Annotated in this window: 12 protein-coding genes and 1 pseudogene; 6 read left to right on the top strand and 7 right to left on the bottom strand. The window is 69.9% G+C overall.

Translation table 11 applies throughout. From position 1 onward, the window contains the following. The 3 genes from ACFQZQ_RS03775 to ACFQZQ_RS03765 form a co-directional block, all read right to left on the bottom strand. On the bottom strand, positions 1–552 hold the full coding sequence (locus ACFQZQ_RS03775; protein WP_386811331.1) for a YaeQ family protein: 552 nt from the start codon (positions 550–552) through the stop codon (positions 1–3). 171 nt (positions 553–723) lie between these two features. After that, positions 724–1,059: a thioredoxin family protein gene (locus ACFQZQ_RS03770; protein ID WP_386811330.1), complete on the bottom strand. Its 336-nt coding sequence runs from the start codon at positions 1,057–1,059 to the stop codon at positions 724–726. A 63-nt stretch (positions 1,060–1,122) separates the two neighbouring features. Next, a complete protein-coding gene (locus ACFQZQ_RS03765; protein WP_386811329.1) occupies positions 1,123–1,971 on the bottom strand; it encodes an NAD-dependent protein deacetylase in 849 nt (282 codons plus the stop codon). 6 nt (positions 1,972–1,977) lie between these two features. Here ACFQZQ_RS03765 and ACFQZQ_RS03760 point away from each other — a divergent pair, with 6 nt between their 5' ends. Continuing rightward, positions 1,978–2,940 carry a pseudouridine synthase gene (locus ACFQZQ_RS03760; RefSeq protein WP_386811328.1) on the top strand — a complete coding sequence of 321 codons (963 nt, stop codon included), beginning with the start codon at positions 1,978–1,980 and terminating at the stop codon, positions 2,938–2,940. A 221-nt stretch (positions 2,941–3,161) separates the two neighbouring features. Here the strand turns inward: ACFQZQ_RS03760 and ACFQZQ_RS03755 are convergent, their stop codons facing one another. Together ACFQZQ_RS03755 and ACFQZQ_RS03750 are read right to left on the bottom strand one after the other, a co-directional pair. Continuing rightward, positions 3,162–3,929, bottom strand: a complete 768-nt coding sequence (locus ACFQZQ_RS03755) for a type 1 glutamine amidotransferase (RefSeq protein WP_386811327.1) — start codon at positions 3,927–3,929, stop codon at positions 3,162–3,164. Positions 3,930–4,409: 480 nt separating this feature from the next. Next, positions 4,410–6,338, bottom strand: a pseudogene (locus ACFQZQ_RS03750) (DEAD/DEAH box helicase); the annotation flags it as partial. 111 nt (positions 6,339–6,449) lie between these two features. Here ACFQZQ_RS03750 and ACFQZQ_RS03745 point away from each other — a divergent pair. Further along, complete coding sequence (locus ACFQZQ_RS03745) at positions 6,450–6,944, top strand: hypothetical protein (protein ID WP_386811325.1); 495 nt, start codon at positions 6,450–6,452, stop codon at positions 6,942–6,944. Between the two features lie 140 nt (positions 6,945–7,084). Here the strand turns inward: ACFQZQ_RS03745 and ACFQZQ_RS03740 are convergent, their stop codons facing one another. Further along, positions 7,085–8,521 carry a metal-dependent hydrolase family protein gene (locus ACFQZQ_RS03740; RefSeq protein ID WP_386811324.1) on the bottom strand — a complete coding sequence of 479 codons (1,437 nt, stop codon included), beginning with the start codon at positions 8,519–8,521 and terminating at the stop codon, positions 7,085–7,087. 77 nt (positions 8,522–8,598) lie between these two features. Beyond that, positions 8,599–8,754 carry a hypothetical protein gene (locus ACFQZQ_RS03735; protein WP_386811323.1) on the bottom strand — a complete coding sequence of 52 codons (156 nt, stop codon included), beginning with the start codon at positions 8,752–8,754 and terminating at the stop codon, positions 8,599–8,601. Positions 8,755–8,890: 136 nt separating this feature from the next. Here ACFQZQ_RS03735 and ACFQZQ_RS03730 point away from each other — a divergent pair, with 136 nt between their 5' ends. The 4 genes from ACFQZQ_RS03730 to ACFQZQ_RS03715 all read left to right on the top strand — a co-directional run bounded on the left by ACFQZQ_RS03730 (position 8,891) and on the right by ACFQZQ_RS03715 (position 14,297). Beyond that, positions 8,891–9,577: a glutathione S-transferase gene (locus ACFQZQ_RS03730; protein ID WP_386811322.1), complete on the top strand. Its 687-nt coding sequence runs from the start codon at positions 8,891–8,893 to the stop codon at positions 9,575–9,577. Between the two features lie 11 nt (positions 9,578–9,588). Next, positions 9,589–11,148: a protein adenylyltransferase SelO gene (locus ACFQZQ_RS03725; RefSeq protein ID WP_386811653.1), complete on the top strand. Its 1,560-nt coding sequence runs from the start codon at positions 9,589–9,591 to the stop codon at positions 11,146–11,148. Positions 11,149–11,248: 100 nt separating this feature from the next. Further along, positions 11,249–11,977, top strand: a complete 729-nt coding sequence (locus tag ACFQZQ_RS03720; RefSeq protein WP_386811321.1) for a DUF5666 domain-containing protein — start codon at positions 11,249–11,251, stop codon at positions 11,975–11,977. 436 nt (positions 11,978–12,413) lie between these two features. Then, a complete protein-coding gene (locus ACFQZQ_RS03715) occupies positions 12,414–14,297 on the top strand; it encodes an ATP-binding cassette domain-containing protein (RefSeq protein ID WP_386811320.1) in 1,884 nt (627 codons plus the stop codon). The last annotated feature ends 307 nt before the right edge of the window (positions 14,298–14,604 follow it).

Below are 14,604 nucleotides of genomic sequence, written 5' to 3'. Positions count from 1 at the left end.
TCAGGCGTCGGCGCGGGCCATGCGCACGGTCGGACGCAGCACGACGTTGGCGGTGTCGCTCATCAGCTGCAGCTCGCCGTCCTGGACCATCGCGGTCAGGCGCATGCCGCGCTGGATCAGCGTCACCAGCTCCCTCACGGTGTCGGTCGGGATGTCGATCACGGTCAGGTTCTTGAGCCGCGTCAGCGACGAGGCGATGCGCTTCCACCAGATGTCCGACGCGTTGCCGCCGTAGTTGACCACCACCACCTGCTGCGCGCGGCCGCAGGCCTTCTTGATCCGCGATTCGTCGGGCTGGCCCAGGTCGATCCACTGCTCGATCTCGCCGGTGTAGTCGCGCCGCCACAGGTCGGGTTCTTCCTCGTTGCTGAGGCCGCGGCCGAACTCGAGCCGCTCTTCGGCATTCAGCGCGAAGGCCAGCAGCCGCACCATCAGGCGCTCGTCGGTCTCCGACGGGTGCTGGGCGAGGGTGAGGTTGTGCGTCGCGTAGTAGTGCCGGTCCATGTCGCTGACCTGCAGCTCGACTTTGACGACGGTGGCCTTGAGTGCCATGGGATGCCTGAAAGTGGGGGATGGAGCGGGCGGCCATTCTAGGGGCTGGCGACGGTGGCGTCCGATGGCGTGGCGCCGCGGCGCTTGATACGGCCCCGAGCCTTCGCTTGCGGCGGATGCGGATAGCCGCATGCGCTGCGCTTCGGCGCAGCGAAGAAGTCAGTCCGGTGATTACCCGGACGGTGCGTCGATCCGGGCCAGCGCCGCGCCGATGTCCGCCGCGTCGTGCGGCCGCACCAGGCGCGCGAGTTCCTGGCCGTCGCGTAGGAACACCAGGGTCGGCCACAACTTGACCCGGAACGAGCGCCCGAGCGGTCGCCCGCTGCCGTCCTCGACCTTGATATGGCGCACGTCCGGGTGCGAGGCAAAGGCCATGCCCAGCAGCGGCTGGGCGGCGATGCAGTGGCCGCACCAGGGCGCGCCGAACTCGAGCACAAGTGGCCCGGCCATCGCGTCGATCTCGGCGCGGGCCGGTTCGACGGCGGCGTAGTCATGGGTGATGGCCATCGGAGCTCCGCGAAGGGTAGGGGTGCGAACCAGCCTAGCGCGGCCCCGGTGAGGACCGGGCGGTCAGGCCGCCATCGCCTCGGTGAGCGTCGCACCGCAATCGGCGTCGAGCTTGAGCGTGGCCAGCGCATCGGCGCGCGACACCCCGCGGGTGAGGACGGCGAGCGGCAGCCCCGCCTCGTGCGCCATCCGCGCGAAGCGGTAGCCCGAATAGACCATCAGCGACGATCCGACCACCAGCATTGCGTCGGCTCCGCGCAGCGCTGCCTGCGCCGCGCCCACGCGTTCGCGCGGCACGTTCTCGCCGAAGAACACCACGTCGGGCTTGAGGTCGCCGCCGCAGGCGGGGCAGGTCGGGATCGCGGCGTGGCGCGGGTCGAGGCCATCGAGGTGGGCGTCGCCGTCGGGCGCCGGCGCGGCGCTGGCGGCGCGCTTCGCCAGCCAGTCGGGATTGCGCCGGGCCAGTTCCGCCTGCACTTCGGTGCGCGGCTGATGGATTCCGCAGTCGAGGCAACGCACCGCGTCGAGCCGTCCGTGCAGGTCGATCACGGCCTGGCTGCCCGCGCGCTGGTGCAGGCCATCGACGTTCTGGGTGACCAGCTGTGCGAGGCGGCCGTGGCGTTGCCAGGCCGCCAGCGCGTGGTGGGCGGGGTTGGGCCGCGCCTGCGCGATCCGCGGCCAGCCGACGAAGCTGCGCGCCCAGTAACGCGCGCGCGTGGCCGGGTCCTGCACGAACGCCTGGTAGGTCACCGGCGGGCGCTGCTTCCACGCGCCATCGGCGCCGCGGTAGTCGGGAATGCCCGAGCCGGTGCTGCACCCGGCGCCGGTCAGCACGAACAGCCGCCGGTAGGGTTGCAGCCAGCGGCGCAACACGGCGCCTGCACTGGGCTCGGGCAGGGATACGGCATCCATGGTCGGATGCTAGCGCGGCGCCGCATCGGTCAAGATGACGACCCTTCCCGACGGGACACGCCACTGCGCGCGCGCCACGCCACTGACCCCGATACCCCCGCCCCCCGCGTCGCCAGCCGCCTGCAGCTGCCGCCGGGGCCGTGGGCCACGGTGCTCGACTGCCTGTGCGACCGGTTCCCGGCGATCGGCCGCGAGGCGTGGCGCGACCGGTTCGCACGCGGGATGGTGCTCGACGCGGATGGCGTCGCGCTCGACGAGCACGCGCGGTACCGCGTCGGCGCGGAGATCCGCTACTACCGTGAGGTCGCCGACGAAGCGGTGATCCCGTTCGCCGAGGGCATCGTGCATGCCGACGCGCACCTGGTGGTAGCCGACAAGCCGCACTTCCTGCCGGTGACGCCGGCCGGCCGCTTCGTGCGCGAGACCTTGCTGGCGCGGCTGGTGCAGAGGCTGGGCAATCCCGAGCTGGTGCCGCTGCACCGGATCGACCGCGATACCGCCGGCCTGGTGCTGTTCTCGGCCGACCCGGCCACGCGCGCGACCTACCAGGCGCTGTTCCGCGAGCGGCGCATCGACAAGCGCTACGAGGCGCTCGCGCCGGCTTTGCCGGGGCTGGCGTTTCCGTTGCGGCATCGCAGCCGGCTGGAACGCGGCGAGCCGTTCTTCCGCATGCGCGAGGTCGAAGGCGCGCCCAACAGCGAGACACGTATCGAGGTGCTCGACCGCGCGGGGCCGCTGTGGCGCTACGCGCTGGAGCCGGTCACCGGCCGGAAGCACCAGTTGCGCGTGCACCTGGCTGAACTGGGCGCGCCGATTGCCAACGACCCGTTCTATCCGGGGCTCACCGAGGAGCGCGACGAGGACGACTACACACGGCCGCTACAGCTGCTGGCGCGCTCGCTGGCGTTTTTCGACCCGATCAACGGGGACGAACGTCGCTTCGAGAGCCGGTTCGCGTTGCAGATTTAGGCGCAGGTCGGATCGAATTTCGATGTGGCGAGTCCGGCGCGTTGCGATTCGCTGCGCACCTGCTGCGTACGCACCAGCTGCGTAGGGCGGGTTTCAACCCGCCGAACCGCGCGGCGATTCGTTCGCGAGTCTCGCACCAACAAGTCCATCGCACGGTTGGTTACGGACCGGCGCCATTATGGCGATGGCGGGTTAAAACCCGCCCTACACCAGCACGGTGGCTAGGCCCACTCGCGCGAGGGCAGAGTGTGTCGCCGCCGCGGTCGTCCGACCAGGTCGAGGAAGCCGTTGAACACCGCGTCAGCGTTGGCCTGCATGGTGGCGATGTGCTGCGCGGTCGCCGCGCGGATCGCGTGCTCGTCGTTGCGGCCGGCGCCACCGGCGGCGAACTGCGCGAGTTCGTCGCGGTAACCCGGCGTCGCCAGCCAGCGCTCGATCAGGCGCTGGTCCATCTCCATGTGGAACTGGAAGCCGTAGGCGTTGTCGCCATGGCGGAACGCCTGCTGCTCACACGCGTCGGTGCGTGCCAGATGCGCGGCGCCGGGCGGCACCTCGAAATGGTAGCCATGCCACTGGAACACCGGCGCGTGTTCGCCCAGTGGCGACAGCACTGGATCGGCGCGACCTTCGGCGGTGGTCTGCAGGCGCGACCAGCCGATCTCGGGCTCGCGCTGGCGGTGGATCGGCGCACCGAGCACGTGCGCCAGCAGTTGCGCGCCCAGGCAGATGCCAAGCACCGGCTTGCCCTGCTCGAGCATGCGTTCAATCGCGAGCAGTTCGGTGCGCAGGTGCGGGCGTTGCGCCTGGTCCTCGACGTTCATTGGCCCGCCGAGCACGATCAGGCCGCGGTAGCGGTCGACGTTGGGCTGCACGTCGGGGTGGCGCTCGAAGTTGGTGAAGCGCACGCGGTGGCCGCGGCGTCGGATTAGCGGGTCGAGCGTGCCCAGCGGTTCGGCGGCGATGTGCTGGAAGACCAGGAGGCGGGACATGGCATGCGGCGGCTGGGCGTGGCGATCGACTATGCCAAATCAGTGGGCTCAATCGAAACTCGCGTTGCCCAGATCGCCATGCAAATCGGGCATCAGGCTGTTTCTTCCTTCTCACTGTGGGAGAAGGTGCCCATAGGGCGGACGCCCTGCAGGAAGCACCCTTGGGGTGTGAGGGTTCGGCGAAGCGAAGAAAGCGAAATCGGCTTCGCAGTCGCTGAGCGGTTCGATCCGGCCCTAGCGACGTAGCCTCCCCGAACCCTCACCCCAACCCCTCTCCCGACGGGAGAGGGGCTTCGATCAACGCGGCGGGCGTGGCTTGAACGGCTTGCTGAAGCCACCGGGCTTGTGCGGGCCGGCGACGCGCGGCTTGCCCGCATGCGGCGGACGCGGGCCACGCGGCGGGCCGCGGTCGTCGCCCGCGGCGTGGCGGCCGTGCGCGCGCTGGCCGCCGCCGGCGGTATCGGCCGGGCCGGCGTGCTTGATCCGCAGCGGCTGGCCGGCGACGTAGACCTTCTTCAGGTGCTCCATCAGCTCCGGCGGCATGCCTTGCGGCAGGTCGACCAGGGTGAACTCGTCGCGGATGTCGATGCGGCCGATGTAGCGGCTTTCCAGGTCGGCCTCGTTGGCGATCGCGCCGACGATGTTGCCCGGCTGCACGCCGTGCGCGTGGCCGACCTCGATGCGGAAGGTCTCCATGCCCACGTCGGCGCTGCGCGCGGCCTCGCGCTCGCGCGGCGGAGGCGGCGCCGGAGCGGGTGCGTCGTCGTCGAAGAACGATTCGCCGACGTTGGTATTGCGGGCCGGTGCGGCAGGCGTGAATGCGGGCGGCGTGTGCGTGGGCGGTGTGTGCACGGGCGGCGTGAACTGGCGCTCGGCGTGGCGCGCCGGCGGCGCGTTGCGCTCGTCGAACGTGCGCGGCGCCTCGCGCGGCGGGCGGGACTCGCCGGAGTGGGGACGGTACTCGCGCTGCGCGTGGTCGCGCTCGACGAACTTGCGGGTCGCCGCGCCGCGGTGCTCGCGCGGGCCGGCGTCGCGGTCGTGTTCCTTGAACGCGGGGCGGGTGGGGGCGCTCAGCAGCAGCGGGCTTTCGCCCTGCACCAGCTTGGCCAGCGCCGCCGCGATCTCGATCGCCGGCACGTTCTTCTCGCGCTCGAAGCGCTCGATCATTTCGCGGAACTGGCCCAGGTCGGTGCTCTCCAGCGCGGTGCTGATCTTGCCGAGGAAGCGGGTCACGCGCTGGTCGTTGACGGCCTCGACGCTGGGCAGCTCCATCACCTCGATCGGCTGCCTGGTCGCACGTTCAATCGCGCGCAGCATGCCGCGCTCGCGCGGGGTCACGAACAGGATCGCCTCGCCCTTGCGCCCGGCGCGGCCGGTGCGGCCGATGCGGTGGACGTAGCTCTCGGTGTCGCTGGGGATGTCGTAGTTCAGCACGTGGCTGATGCGTTCGACGTCGAGCCCGCGCGCGGCCACGTCGGTCGCCACCAGGATGTCGATCTTGCCGTCCTTGAGGTTCTGGATGGTCTTCTCGCGCTGCGCCTGCTGCACGTCGCCGTTGATCGCGGCGACCGAAAGCCCCCTGGCGGCCAGCTTCTCGGCCAGTTCCTCGGTGGCGATCTTGGTGCGCGCGAACACGATCATCGCCTCGAACGGCTCGGCCTCGAGGATCCGGGTCAGCGCGTCGAGCTTGTGCACGCCGCTGACCGACCAGTAGCGCTGGCGGATGTTGGCGGCGGTGGTCGTGGTCGACTTGATCGCGATCTCGACCGGTTCTTTCAGGTAGGTCTGGGCGATGCGCTTGATCTGCGACGGCATCGTCGCCGAGAACAGCGCGACCTGGCGCGTCGAGGGGGTCTTCTTGAGCACGTTCTCGACGTCGTCGATGAAGCCCATGCGCAGCATCTCGTCGGCTTCGTCGAGCACCAGGCAGCGCAGCTCGGACAGGTCGAGGGTGCCGCGGTCGAGGTGGTCGATCACGCGGCCGGGAGTGCCGACCACGACGTGCACGCCGCGCTTGAGCGCCTGCAGCTGCGGGTAGTAGCTCTGGCCGCCGTAGATCGGCAGCACGTGGAAACCGGGCAGGTGCACGGCGTACTTGTGGAACGCCTCGGCGACCTGGATCGCCAGTTCGCGCGTAGGCGCGAGCACCAACGCCTGCGGCTTGAACTGCTTGGGGTCGATCTGCGCCAGGATCGGCAGCGCGAACGCGGCGGTCTTGCCGGTGCCGGTCTGGGCCTGGCCGAGCACATCGCGGCCGGCCAGCAGCGGCGGGATGGTGGCGGCCTGGATCGGCGAGGGGGACTCGTAGCCGACGTCGTTCAGCGCGCGCAGCAGCGGCTCCGACAGGGCGAGGTCGGTGAACTTGATGGGGGTGGAGGAGTCGGTGCTGGGGGGGGGCTGGGCGCTCATGGCGGCCTCATTGGCGCCGGTGCAGGAACCGGACTGGGGCGATAGTGTAACGGCCGGGGCTGGAGCCGCGGCTCGACAGCCCCGTCACACCCGGCAACGCGAGGTTCGACGATGGACGTTTCCCGCAACGACGACGCGGCCCGCGACCAGGCCGGGTTCGATCCGCAATGGTGGGCCGACGTGCAAGACATCGGGCGCCTGGTCCGCGCGATCTACGCCTGCATTTCCGGCCCGGCCGGCGCGCCGCGCGACTGGGCACGCTTCCGCTACCTGCACCGGCCCGAGGCGATCAGTCTGCGCACGGTGGTCCACGACGACGGCTCGACCACGTCGCGCGTTTTCACCCAGGACAGCTATATCGCCGACGTCGAGCCGTTCTTCGCCGGCAACGATTTCCACGAGCTCGATATCGGCCACCGGATCGAGCGCTTCGGCCAGGTCGCGCACGTGTGGAGCCTGTACGAGGCGCGCCCGGCGCCCGACTCGCCGGTGCTGCTCAAGCGCGGCGCCAACAGCATCCAGCTGTGCCACGAGCAGGGCCGCTGGTGGGTGGTCAGCACGATCTGGGACAACGAGCGCGCGGGGCTGCGTTTCGACCTGTGGTGACGCGGCAGCCGGCTTCCCGTAGATCCGAACTTGCTCGGATTGCTCTTCGCTCGTGTAGGTCCGAGCCCGCTCGGATCGCTCTTCGCTCGATGCCCAAGGCAGTCCGAGCAGGCTCGGACCTACAGAAACCTCGGTGACCGCTACGGCGCGCGCGTGTCCTTTTCGACGCGGCCGTCCTTCATCACGAAGCCGACCTGCTTGAGCACGGTCACGTCGGCCAACGGGTCGCCGGACACCGCGATCAGGTCGGCGCGCTTGCCAGGCTCGAGGCTGCCGACCTGGTCGGCCAGTCCCAGCAGTTCCGCGGCATTGACGGTCGCGGCCTGGATCGCGGTCGCCGGGGTCATGCCGTTTGCGACCATCAGCTCGAACTCGTCGGCGTTGCGGCCGTGCAGGCTGACGCCGGCGTCGGTGCCGAACGCGATCTTGATGCCGGCCGGCACCGCGGCCCGCAACGCCTTGCCGGTGATGCCGATGCGCCACTCGATCTTGCGGCGCACCTCGCCGGTGTAGGCCTCGGGGTTGCGCGCCAGCCGCTCCTTGTAGCCGTTGACGGTGGACAGGGTCGGCACGTACCAGGCGCCGCTCTTGCGGAACGCGGCGATGGTGTCCTTGTCGAGCAGGGTGCCGTGCTCGATCGAGTCGGCGCCGGCGCGCAGCGCCACCGCGATGCCGTCGGCGCCGTGCGCGTGCACCGCGACCTTCTTCTTGTACAGGTGCGCGGTCTCGACGATCGCGCGGGCCTCGTCCTCGAACATTTGCTGGCCGAGGCCGGCGCCGATGCGGCTGTTGACGCCGCCGGTGGTCGCGATCTTGATCACGTCGACGCCGCGCGCGACTTGCCGGCGCACCGCGCGCCGGCAATCGTCGGCGCCGTCGCAGAGGTTGCCGTGGCTGTCGAGCGCCGCGTGCAGCTCCTCGCGGTAGCCCAGGGTCGGGTCCATGTGCCCGGAGGTGGTCGAGATCGAGGTGCCGGCATCGATGATGCGCGGCCCGGGCAGCTTGCCGGCGGCGATCGCGTCGCGCAGGGCGAGGGTCACGCCGTCGCCGTCGCCGAGGTTGCGCACCGTGGTGAAGCCGGCGGCGAGGGTCTTGCGTGCGTTGACCGCGGCCTCGAAGGCCTGGTCGGCGACGCCTTGGGAGACGTCTTCGAGCTGGGCCTCGATGCCGGCCTTGTCGGACGTCAGGTGCACGTGGCTGTCGATCAGGCCCGGCAACACGTAGCGGTCGCGCAGGTCGATGACCGTGGCGGTGGCCGGCACACCGGGGAAAGCGCTGGCGTCGAGATGACCGTCGCGGACCGCCTCGATGCGGCCGTCATGCACCAGCAACGTGCTGTTGCCACGCGGGGCGCGGCCGGGGCGGTCGAGCAGGTTGCCGGCGTGGAGCAGGGTCCATTGCGGCGCGTCCGGCGCCGGTTCGGCGGCCGGCACCGGCGACGCCAGCAGCGCCGCGGCCAGCGCCAGGCAGAGGTTGGCGGCGCGTGGGAGGAAAAGGCGTGGGAGGAAAAGGCGTGGGATTGGGCGGATCGGGATGAAACAGGGCGCGATGGCGAAACGGGAGGACGGCTTGGTCATGACGGTCGAGCCCGGCTATGCGATGCCCGCAGCATAGCCGCGCCCAACCTCCGGGCCACGGCGCCGGTTCCCCGGACTTACTGCCCGCCGTCGGTCTTTTCGTGCTCGGCCGGCTCGGTCGGCGGGTTGGCCTCGTCCTTGGCTGCCTGCTTCTTGGCCAGTTTCTCGTCCTGCTTCTTTTTCTTGGCGATCTCGCGCTGGCGCTTCTCGAAGGAATAGTTCGGCTTGGCCATGGGCGGCGTCTCGTAGGGGAATGCCGGCAGTTTAAGGCATCCGGCCCACCCCGGCCCGACGCGGGCGGCCGCGATGCTGGCAACCGTTTAACCCCGCGCTGGCTACCATGGCGGCCCGCCCAACGCGTGTTGCTGCATGATCCGGGTCCACCATCTCGAAAATTCGCGCTCGCAACGGGTCCTGTGGCTGCTCGAGGAGCTGGAGCTGCCCTACGAGGTCGTGCGCTACCAGCGTGATCCGAAGACGATGCTGGCGCCGGCGTCGTTGCGCGCCGTACACCCGCTGGGCAAGTCGCCGGTGCTGGAGGACGACGGTTTGGGGCGCAAGACGATCCTGGCCGAGTCGGCCGCGATCATCGAGTACCTGGTCGAGCGCTACGACACCGCGCACCGTCTGTCGCCCGGCCCCGAGGCAGACGAGGACGAGCGCCTGCGCTACCGCTACTGGCTGCACTACGCCGAAGGCTCGGCGATGCCGCCGTTGCTGATGAGTCTGGTGTTCTCGCGCCTGAAACGGGCGCCGATGCCGTTCTTCGCCCGGCCGATCGCGCGCGGCATCGCCGACAAGGTGCTGGCGGGCTACGTCGACCCGCAGATCCGGTTGCACCTGGACTATTTGGAAAGCGTGCTGGCCAAGCACGAATGGTTCGCCGGCGAGCGCTTCACCGCAGCCGACATCCAGATGAGTTTCCCGATCGAAGCCGCAACCGCGCGCGGCGCTGGCGAGCGTCCACGGCTGCGGCGCTTCCTCGAGCGCATTCATGCGCGGCCGGCGTACCAGCGAGCGCTCGAGCGCGGTGGCCCGTTCGAGGTGGGCCGGTGACGGGGCCGTCGATGCTGGATTTCAACTTCGACAATGCGTTCGTGCGCGAGCTGCCCGCGGATCCCGAGTCCGGCCCGCGCATCCGCCAGGTGCCGGGCGCGGCGTACTCGCGCGTCGACCCGACGCCGGTCGCGGCGCCGCGCTTGCTCGCGCACTCGACCGAGATGGCGACGCGCCTGGGCCTGAGCGAGGCCGATGTCGCTTCGCCGCAGTTCGCGCAGGTGTTCGGCGGCAACGCGCTGCTGCCGGGCATGGCGCCGTACGCGGCCAACTACGGCGGCCACCAGTTCGGCCACTGGGCCGGGCAGCTCGGCGACGGCCGCGCGATCACGCTCGGCGAAGCCATCAACGCCGCCGGCGAGCGCTGGGAGCTGCAGCTCAAGGGCGCCGGCCCGACCCCGTATTCGCGCAGCGCCGACGGCCGCGCGGTGCTGCGCTCGTCGATCCGCGAGTTCCTGTGCAGCGAGGCGATGCACCACCTCGGCGTGCCGACCACGCGCGCGCTGAGCCTGGTCGGCACCGGCGACGCGGTGGTGCGCGACATGTTCTACGACGGTCATCCGAAGGAAGAACCGGGCGCGATCGTGTGCCGGGTGGCGCCGTCGTTCATCCGCTTCGGCAACTTCGAGCTGCCGGCGTCGCGCGGCGAGATCGGGCTGCTGCGGCAACTGGTCGATTTCTGCATCCGTCGCGATTTCCCGCACCTGCGCGGCGAGGGCGAGGCGCTGTACGCGGCGTGGTTCGCCGAAGTCTGCGAACGCACCGCGGTGATGATCGCGCACTGGATGCGCGTGGGATTCGTCCACGGCGTGATGAACACCGACAACATGTCGATCCTCGGCCTGACCATCGACTACGGCCCTTACGGCTGGGTCGACAACTTCGACCCCGACTGGACGCCGAACACCACCGACCGCCAGCACCGCCGCTACCGCTTCGGCCAGCAGCCACAGGTGGCCTATTGGAACCTCGGTCGGCTGGCGGGGACGCTGTCGCCGCTGTTCGACGGTGTGGAGGCGCTGCAGGCCGGTCTGCAGCACTATGTCGACGTCTACACCGCTGCCGATCGCGACAACACCGCGCGCAAGCTCGGGCTCGCGCAGTGCGGCGACGAGGACGTGGGCCTGATGCAGGCCTTGCAGGACCTGCTGACCTCGGCCGAGGTCGACATGACGCTGTTCTTCCGCGGCCTGGCCGATGTCGACCCGCAGGCACCGACATTGCAAGCCATACAGCCAGCGTTCTACGACGAGGGCAAGCGGGTCGACTCGGAACCCCAGTTCAACGAATGGCTGTCGCGTTACGCGGCCCGCGTGCGCGCCGATGCCTTCGACCGCGGTGAGCGGCGCGCGCGCATGCACGCCGCCAATCCGCGCTACGTGTTGCGCAACTACCTCGCGCAGCAGGCGATCGGCCGCGCCGAGCAGGGCGATGCAAGCGGCGTGGTCGAGCTGCTCGATGTGATGCGCCGGCCCTACGACGAGCAGCCCGGACGCGAGGCGTTCGCGCAACGCCGGCCGGACTGGGCCCGCGACCGCGCCGGGTGTTCGATGCTGTCGTGCAGTTCCTGATGCGGACCTGGCGCTGACCGTTCAGGCGCGGCCCGCGCTGCTAACCGGGTATTCACCTGCACGGCCCAATGCTGGCGCCCAGACCATCCAGGAACCCGCCATGAGCACGCTAGGCACGTTGAAGCAGCCCCGTTCCAGTGGTGGCGCCCGCTGGCTGGGTGTCCTGATGCTGGCCGCCAGCGCGCTGCTGGCCGGTTGCGTCACCGGCTATCCCGGCACCGGCGGTTATCCGGGAAGCAGCTACCCAGGCGACAGCTACCCCGGCGACTACGGCAGCCAGCCTCTGCTGGGCACCGTGCAGGAGATCGACCTCAACAACGGGCGCCTGCGCATGACCGCGGACCGTGATGGCTATGATCCGGGCGGCTACGACCCGCGCTACGGCGGCACCTCGCAGGTCGAACTGGGTTTCGACCGCAACACCCAGCTGGTCTACCAGGGCCGCGTGCAATCGGTCGAAGGCTTGGAGCGCGGCGACCGCATCAGCGTCGATGCGCAGCAGTCGCAGGGTCGGCTGTACGCGCGCCGGATCGAAGTGGTGCAGAACGTCCGCGACACCCCGGGCGGCGGCTACTACGGCGGCGAGCTGCGCGGCGCGGTGAACTACGTCGATCCGCGTGCGCGCCTCATCACCCTGACCCGCGGCGGCTACAGCGGCAGCCGCGAGCAGGTCTACTACGACGAGCGCACCCAGGTCGAATACCGTGGCCAGTGGTTCCGCCCGGAGCAGCTCGATCCCGGCGACGTGGTGCGCGTCCAGGTGCGGCCGCAGGGCAACGGCTGGCTGGCGGAGCGGATCTGGGTCGAGGTGGATGCGCGCTCGCGTTGAGCGGGCGGGAACTTCGCGATGGCTTGGCCAATCCCCTGGCCAGATGGAACAGGCGGCGGCCCAAACCGCCGCCGCGGGCGCTGCTAATCAGGTGCCGGATGCCACCGGGCGCGTTCGGCCCGGCAGGATCAGGCAAGCCGAAATCAAGCCGGCCCGAACGCCTTGTTGGCCTTCTTGTCCTTCTTCTCGGCTTTCTTTTCCTTCATGGTCTTGGCCGGTTTCTTCTTTTCGGTTTTCTTCTGGTCCATGCCCTTGCTCATGATCTTGTCCTCGATGGCGGTGGCGGATTGAGTTCGGGCTGAGGCGCGGGGCGCGCGTCAGCCGCGGGCCATTATGCGCCCGTCGAAGCCGCTGCCGAACGCGTGACCGGCCCGGCCAACCATCCGCGCGGCCCGCGAACGACCCGGCAACCGCGTGCGCCCCGTAGAATGGGCGGATGCCCCTGATCACCCTGCAAAACGTCGACTACAGCGTCGGCGGCCCGCTGCTGCTCGAGAACGTCGAGCTGTCCATCGAACCCGGCGAGCGCATCGCCCTCATCGGCCGCAACGGCGCCGGCAAGTCGACGCTGCTGCGCCTGCTGTCGGACACCATCCGCCCCGACGACGGCGAGATCCGCCGCGAGGGTGGGGTGCGCATCGCGCGCCTCGAACAGGAAGTGCCGCACGGCGCCGCCGGCGACGTGTTCGACGTGGTCGCCGCGGGCATGGGCGAACTGGGCGCTTGGCTGGCCGAGTACCACCACCTGAGCCACGCCGAGGAGTTCGACGCCGAGGCGATGGGCAACGTGCAGGCCAAGATCGAGGCCGCCAACGGCTGGGGCGCCGACCAGCGCGTGGTCGAGACGCTCGACCGCCTCAGCCTCGACGGCGACGCGGAGTTCGCGGGCCTCTCCGGCGGCATGAAGCGGCGCGTGCTGCTGGCGCGGGCGCTGGTGTCGGCGCCCGACCTGCTGCTGCTCGACGAACCGACCAACCACCTCGACATCGAGGCGATCGACTGGCTCGAGGAATTCCTCAAGACCTCGTGGAAGGGCGCGCTGGTGTTCGTCACCCACGACCGCCGCTTCCTGCGCGCGCTGGCCACCCGCATCGTCGAGATCGACCGCGGCCAGGTCACCAGCTGGCCCGGCGACTGGGCCAACTACGAGCGCCGCCGCGAGGAGCGGCTGCACGCCGAGGCGCAGGAGAACGCGCGTTTCGACAAGCTGCTGGCGCAGGAAGAGATCTGGATCCGCCAGGGCATCAAGGCCCGCCGCACCCGCGACGAAGGCCGCGTGCGTCGGCTCAAGGCCTTGCGCAGCGAACGTGCCCAGCGCCGCGACCTGACCGGCAACGTGCGCATGGACCTGGCGCAGGCCGAATCGTCGGGCAAGAAGGTGATCGAGGCCAAGGGCGTGTCGTTCGGCTACGGCAACGGCAAGCTGTTCCTCGACAACGTCTCGACCACGATCTTCCGCGGCGACCGGATCGGCCTGATCGGTCCCAACGGCAGCGGCAAGACCACCCTGCTCAAGATGTTGCTGGGCGAACTGGCCCCGACCGCGGGCGAGATCCGCATGGGCAGCAACCTGCAGGTTGCCTACTTCGACCAGTACCGCGCTACCCTGCGCGAGGACTGGAACGCGCTGGAGAACGTGTCCGAGGGCCGCGAGTTCGTCGAGGTCGGTGGCCGCCAGAAGCATGTGATCGGCTACCTGCAGGATTTCCTGTTCACCCCCGAACGCGCGCGCGCGCCGATCACCCGCCTGTCCGGCGGCGAGCGCAACCGCCTGCTGCTGGCCAAGCTGTTCGCGCAGCCGTCCAACCTGCTGGTGATGGACGAACCGACCAACGACCTCGACGTCGAGACGCTGGAACTGCTGGAAGAGCTGCTCGGCGAATACCCCGGCACGCTGCTGCTGGTCAGCCACGACCGCGACTTCCTCGACAACGTGGTGACCTCGACTCTGGTGATGGAAGGCAACGGCCGCGTCGGCGAATACATCGGCGGCTACAGCGATTGGGTAAGGCAGCGGCCAGTGGCGAGCGTTGCGGCACCGTCACAGGCGAGGTCGGCATCGATGCCGGTCGCACCGACCGTGGCCACGCCGGTCGAGGCCAAGCGCAAGCTCAGCTTCAAGGACGCGCGCGAGCTGGAGCAGTTGCCGGCGCGGATCGAGGCGCTGGAAACCCGGGTCGCCGCGATGACCGCGCAGATGAACGAACCGGCGTTCTATCAGCGCGATGCCGCGGCGATCACCGCGCACAACGCCGAGCTGGCGGTGGCGCAGCGCGAGCTGGATGCGGCGTATGCGCGCTGGGCCGAGCTGGACGCGTAACCCGCTGATGACGCGCCTACGGACGACCTCGTGCGCCGACTGCGGTTCATCCCTACATCATCAGTCTCGTCACTCTTGCTCATCATTCCTGCGAACGCAGGAATCCAGTGACTTGGCTTTCGCAACCAGCAAGAGCATCGGCAAAGTCCCTGGATCCCCGCCTTCGCGGGGATGACGAACAAGGCTACGCCCCTGAATCTTCGACCTCCCGCCATCGGGCACAGCCGATGGCAGCCACTCGCGTCGCATCTGCCCGGTTGCGGCTGGTGGAACGACCGCGCATGACCGGCCGCACTTGCCACGCAGC

Origin of the sequence: Lysobacter koreensis, assembly GCF_042677045.1 — a bacterium.
GTDB lineage: Bacteria > Pseudomonadota > Gammaproteobacteria > Xanthomonadales > Xanthomonadaceae > Lysobacter_K > Lysobacter_K koreensis.
The sequence above is the reverse complement of the archived record's forward strand: the minus strand, read 5'-3'. Positions and strand labels throughout refer to the sequence as shown.

Bases quoted from the DNA above. Each gene is read 5' to 3' on its own strand.
- ACFQZQ_RS03775 (WP_386811331.1), bottom strand. From the start codon at position 552: ATGGCACTCAAGGCCACCGTCGTCAAAGTCGAGCTGCAGGTCAGCGAC.
- ACFQZQ_RS03770 (WP_386811330.1), bottom strand. From the start codon at position 1,059: ATGGCCATCACCCATGACTACGCCGCCGTCGAACCGGCCCGCGCCGAG.
- ACFQZQ_RS03765 (WP_386811329.1), bottom strand. From the start codon at position 1,971: ATGGATGCCGTATCCCTGCCCGAGCCCAGTGCAGGCGCCGTGTTGCGC.
- ACFQZQ_RS03760 (WP_386811328.1), top strand. From the start codon at position 1,978: ATGCTAGCGCGGCGCCGCATCGGTCAAGATGACGACCCTTCCCGACGG.
- ACFQZQ_RS03755 (WP_386811327.1), bottom strand. From the start codon at position 3,929: ATGTCCCGCCTCCTGGTCTTCCAGCACATCGCCGCCGAACCGCTGGGC.
- ACFQZQ_RS03745 (WP_386811325.1), top strand. From the start codon at position 6,450: ATGGACGTTTCCCGCAACGACGACGCGGCCCGCGACCAGGCCGGGTTC.
- ACFQZQ_RS03740 (WP_386811324.1), bottom strand. From the start codon at position 8,521: ATGACCAAGCCGTCCTCCCGTTTCGCCATCGCGCCCTGTTTCATCCCG.
- ACFQZQ_RS03735 (WP_386811323.1), bottom strand. From the start codon at position 8,754: ATGGCCAAGCCGAACTATTCCTTCGAGAAGCGCCAGCGCGAGATCGCC.
- ACFQZQ_RS03730 (WP_386811322.1), top strand. From the start codon at position 8,891: ATGATCCGGGTCCACCATCTCGAAAATTCGCGCTCGCAACGGGTCCTG.
- ACFQZQ_RS03725 (WP_386811653.1), top strand. From the start codon at position 9,589: ATGCTGGATTTCAACTTCGACAATGCGTTCGTGCGCGAGCTGCCCGCG.
- ACFQZQ_RS03720 (WP_386811321.1), top strand. From the start codon at position 11,249: ATGAGCACGCTAGGCACGTTGAAGCAGCCCCGTTCCAGTGGTGGCGCC.
- ACFQZQ_RS03715 (WP_386811320.1), top strand. From the start codon at position 12,414: ATGCCCCTGATCACCCTGCAAAACGTCGACTACAGCGTCGGCGGCCCG.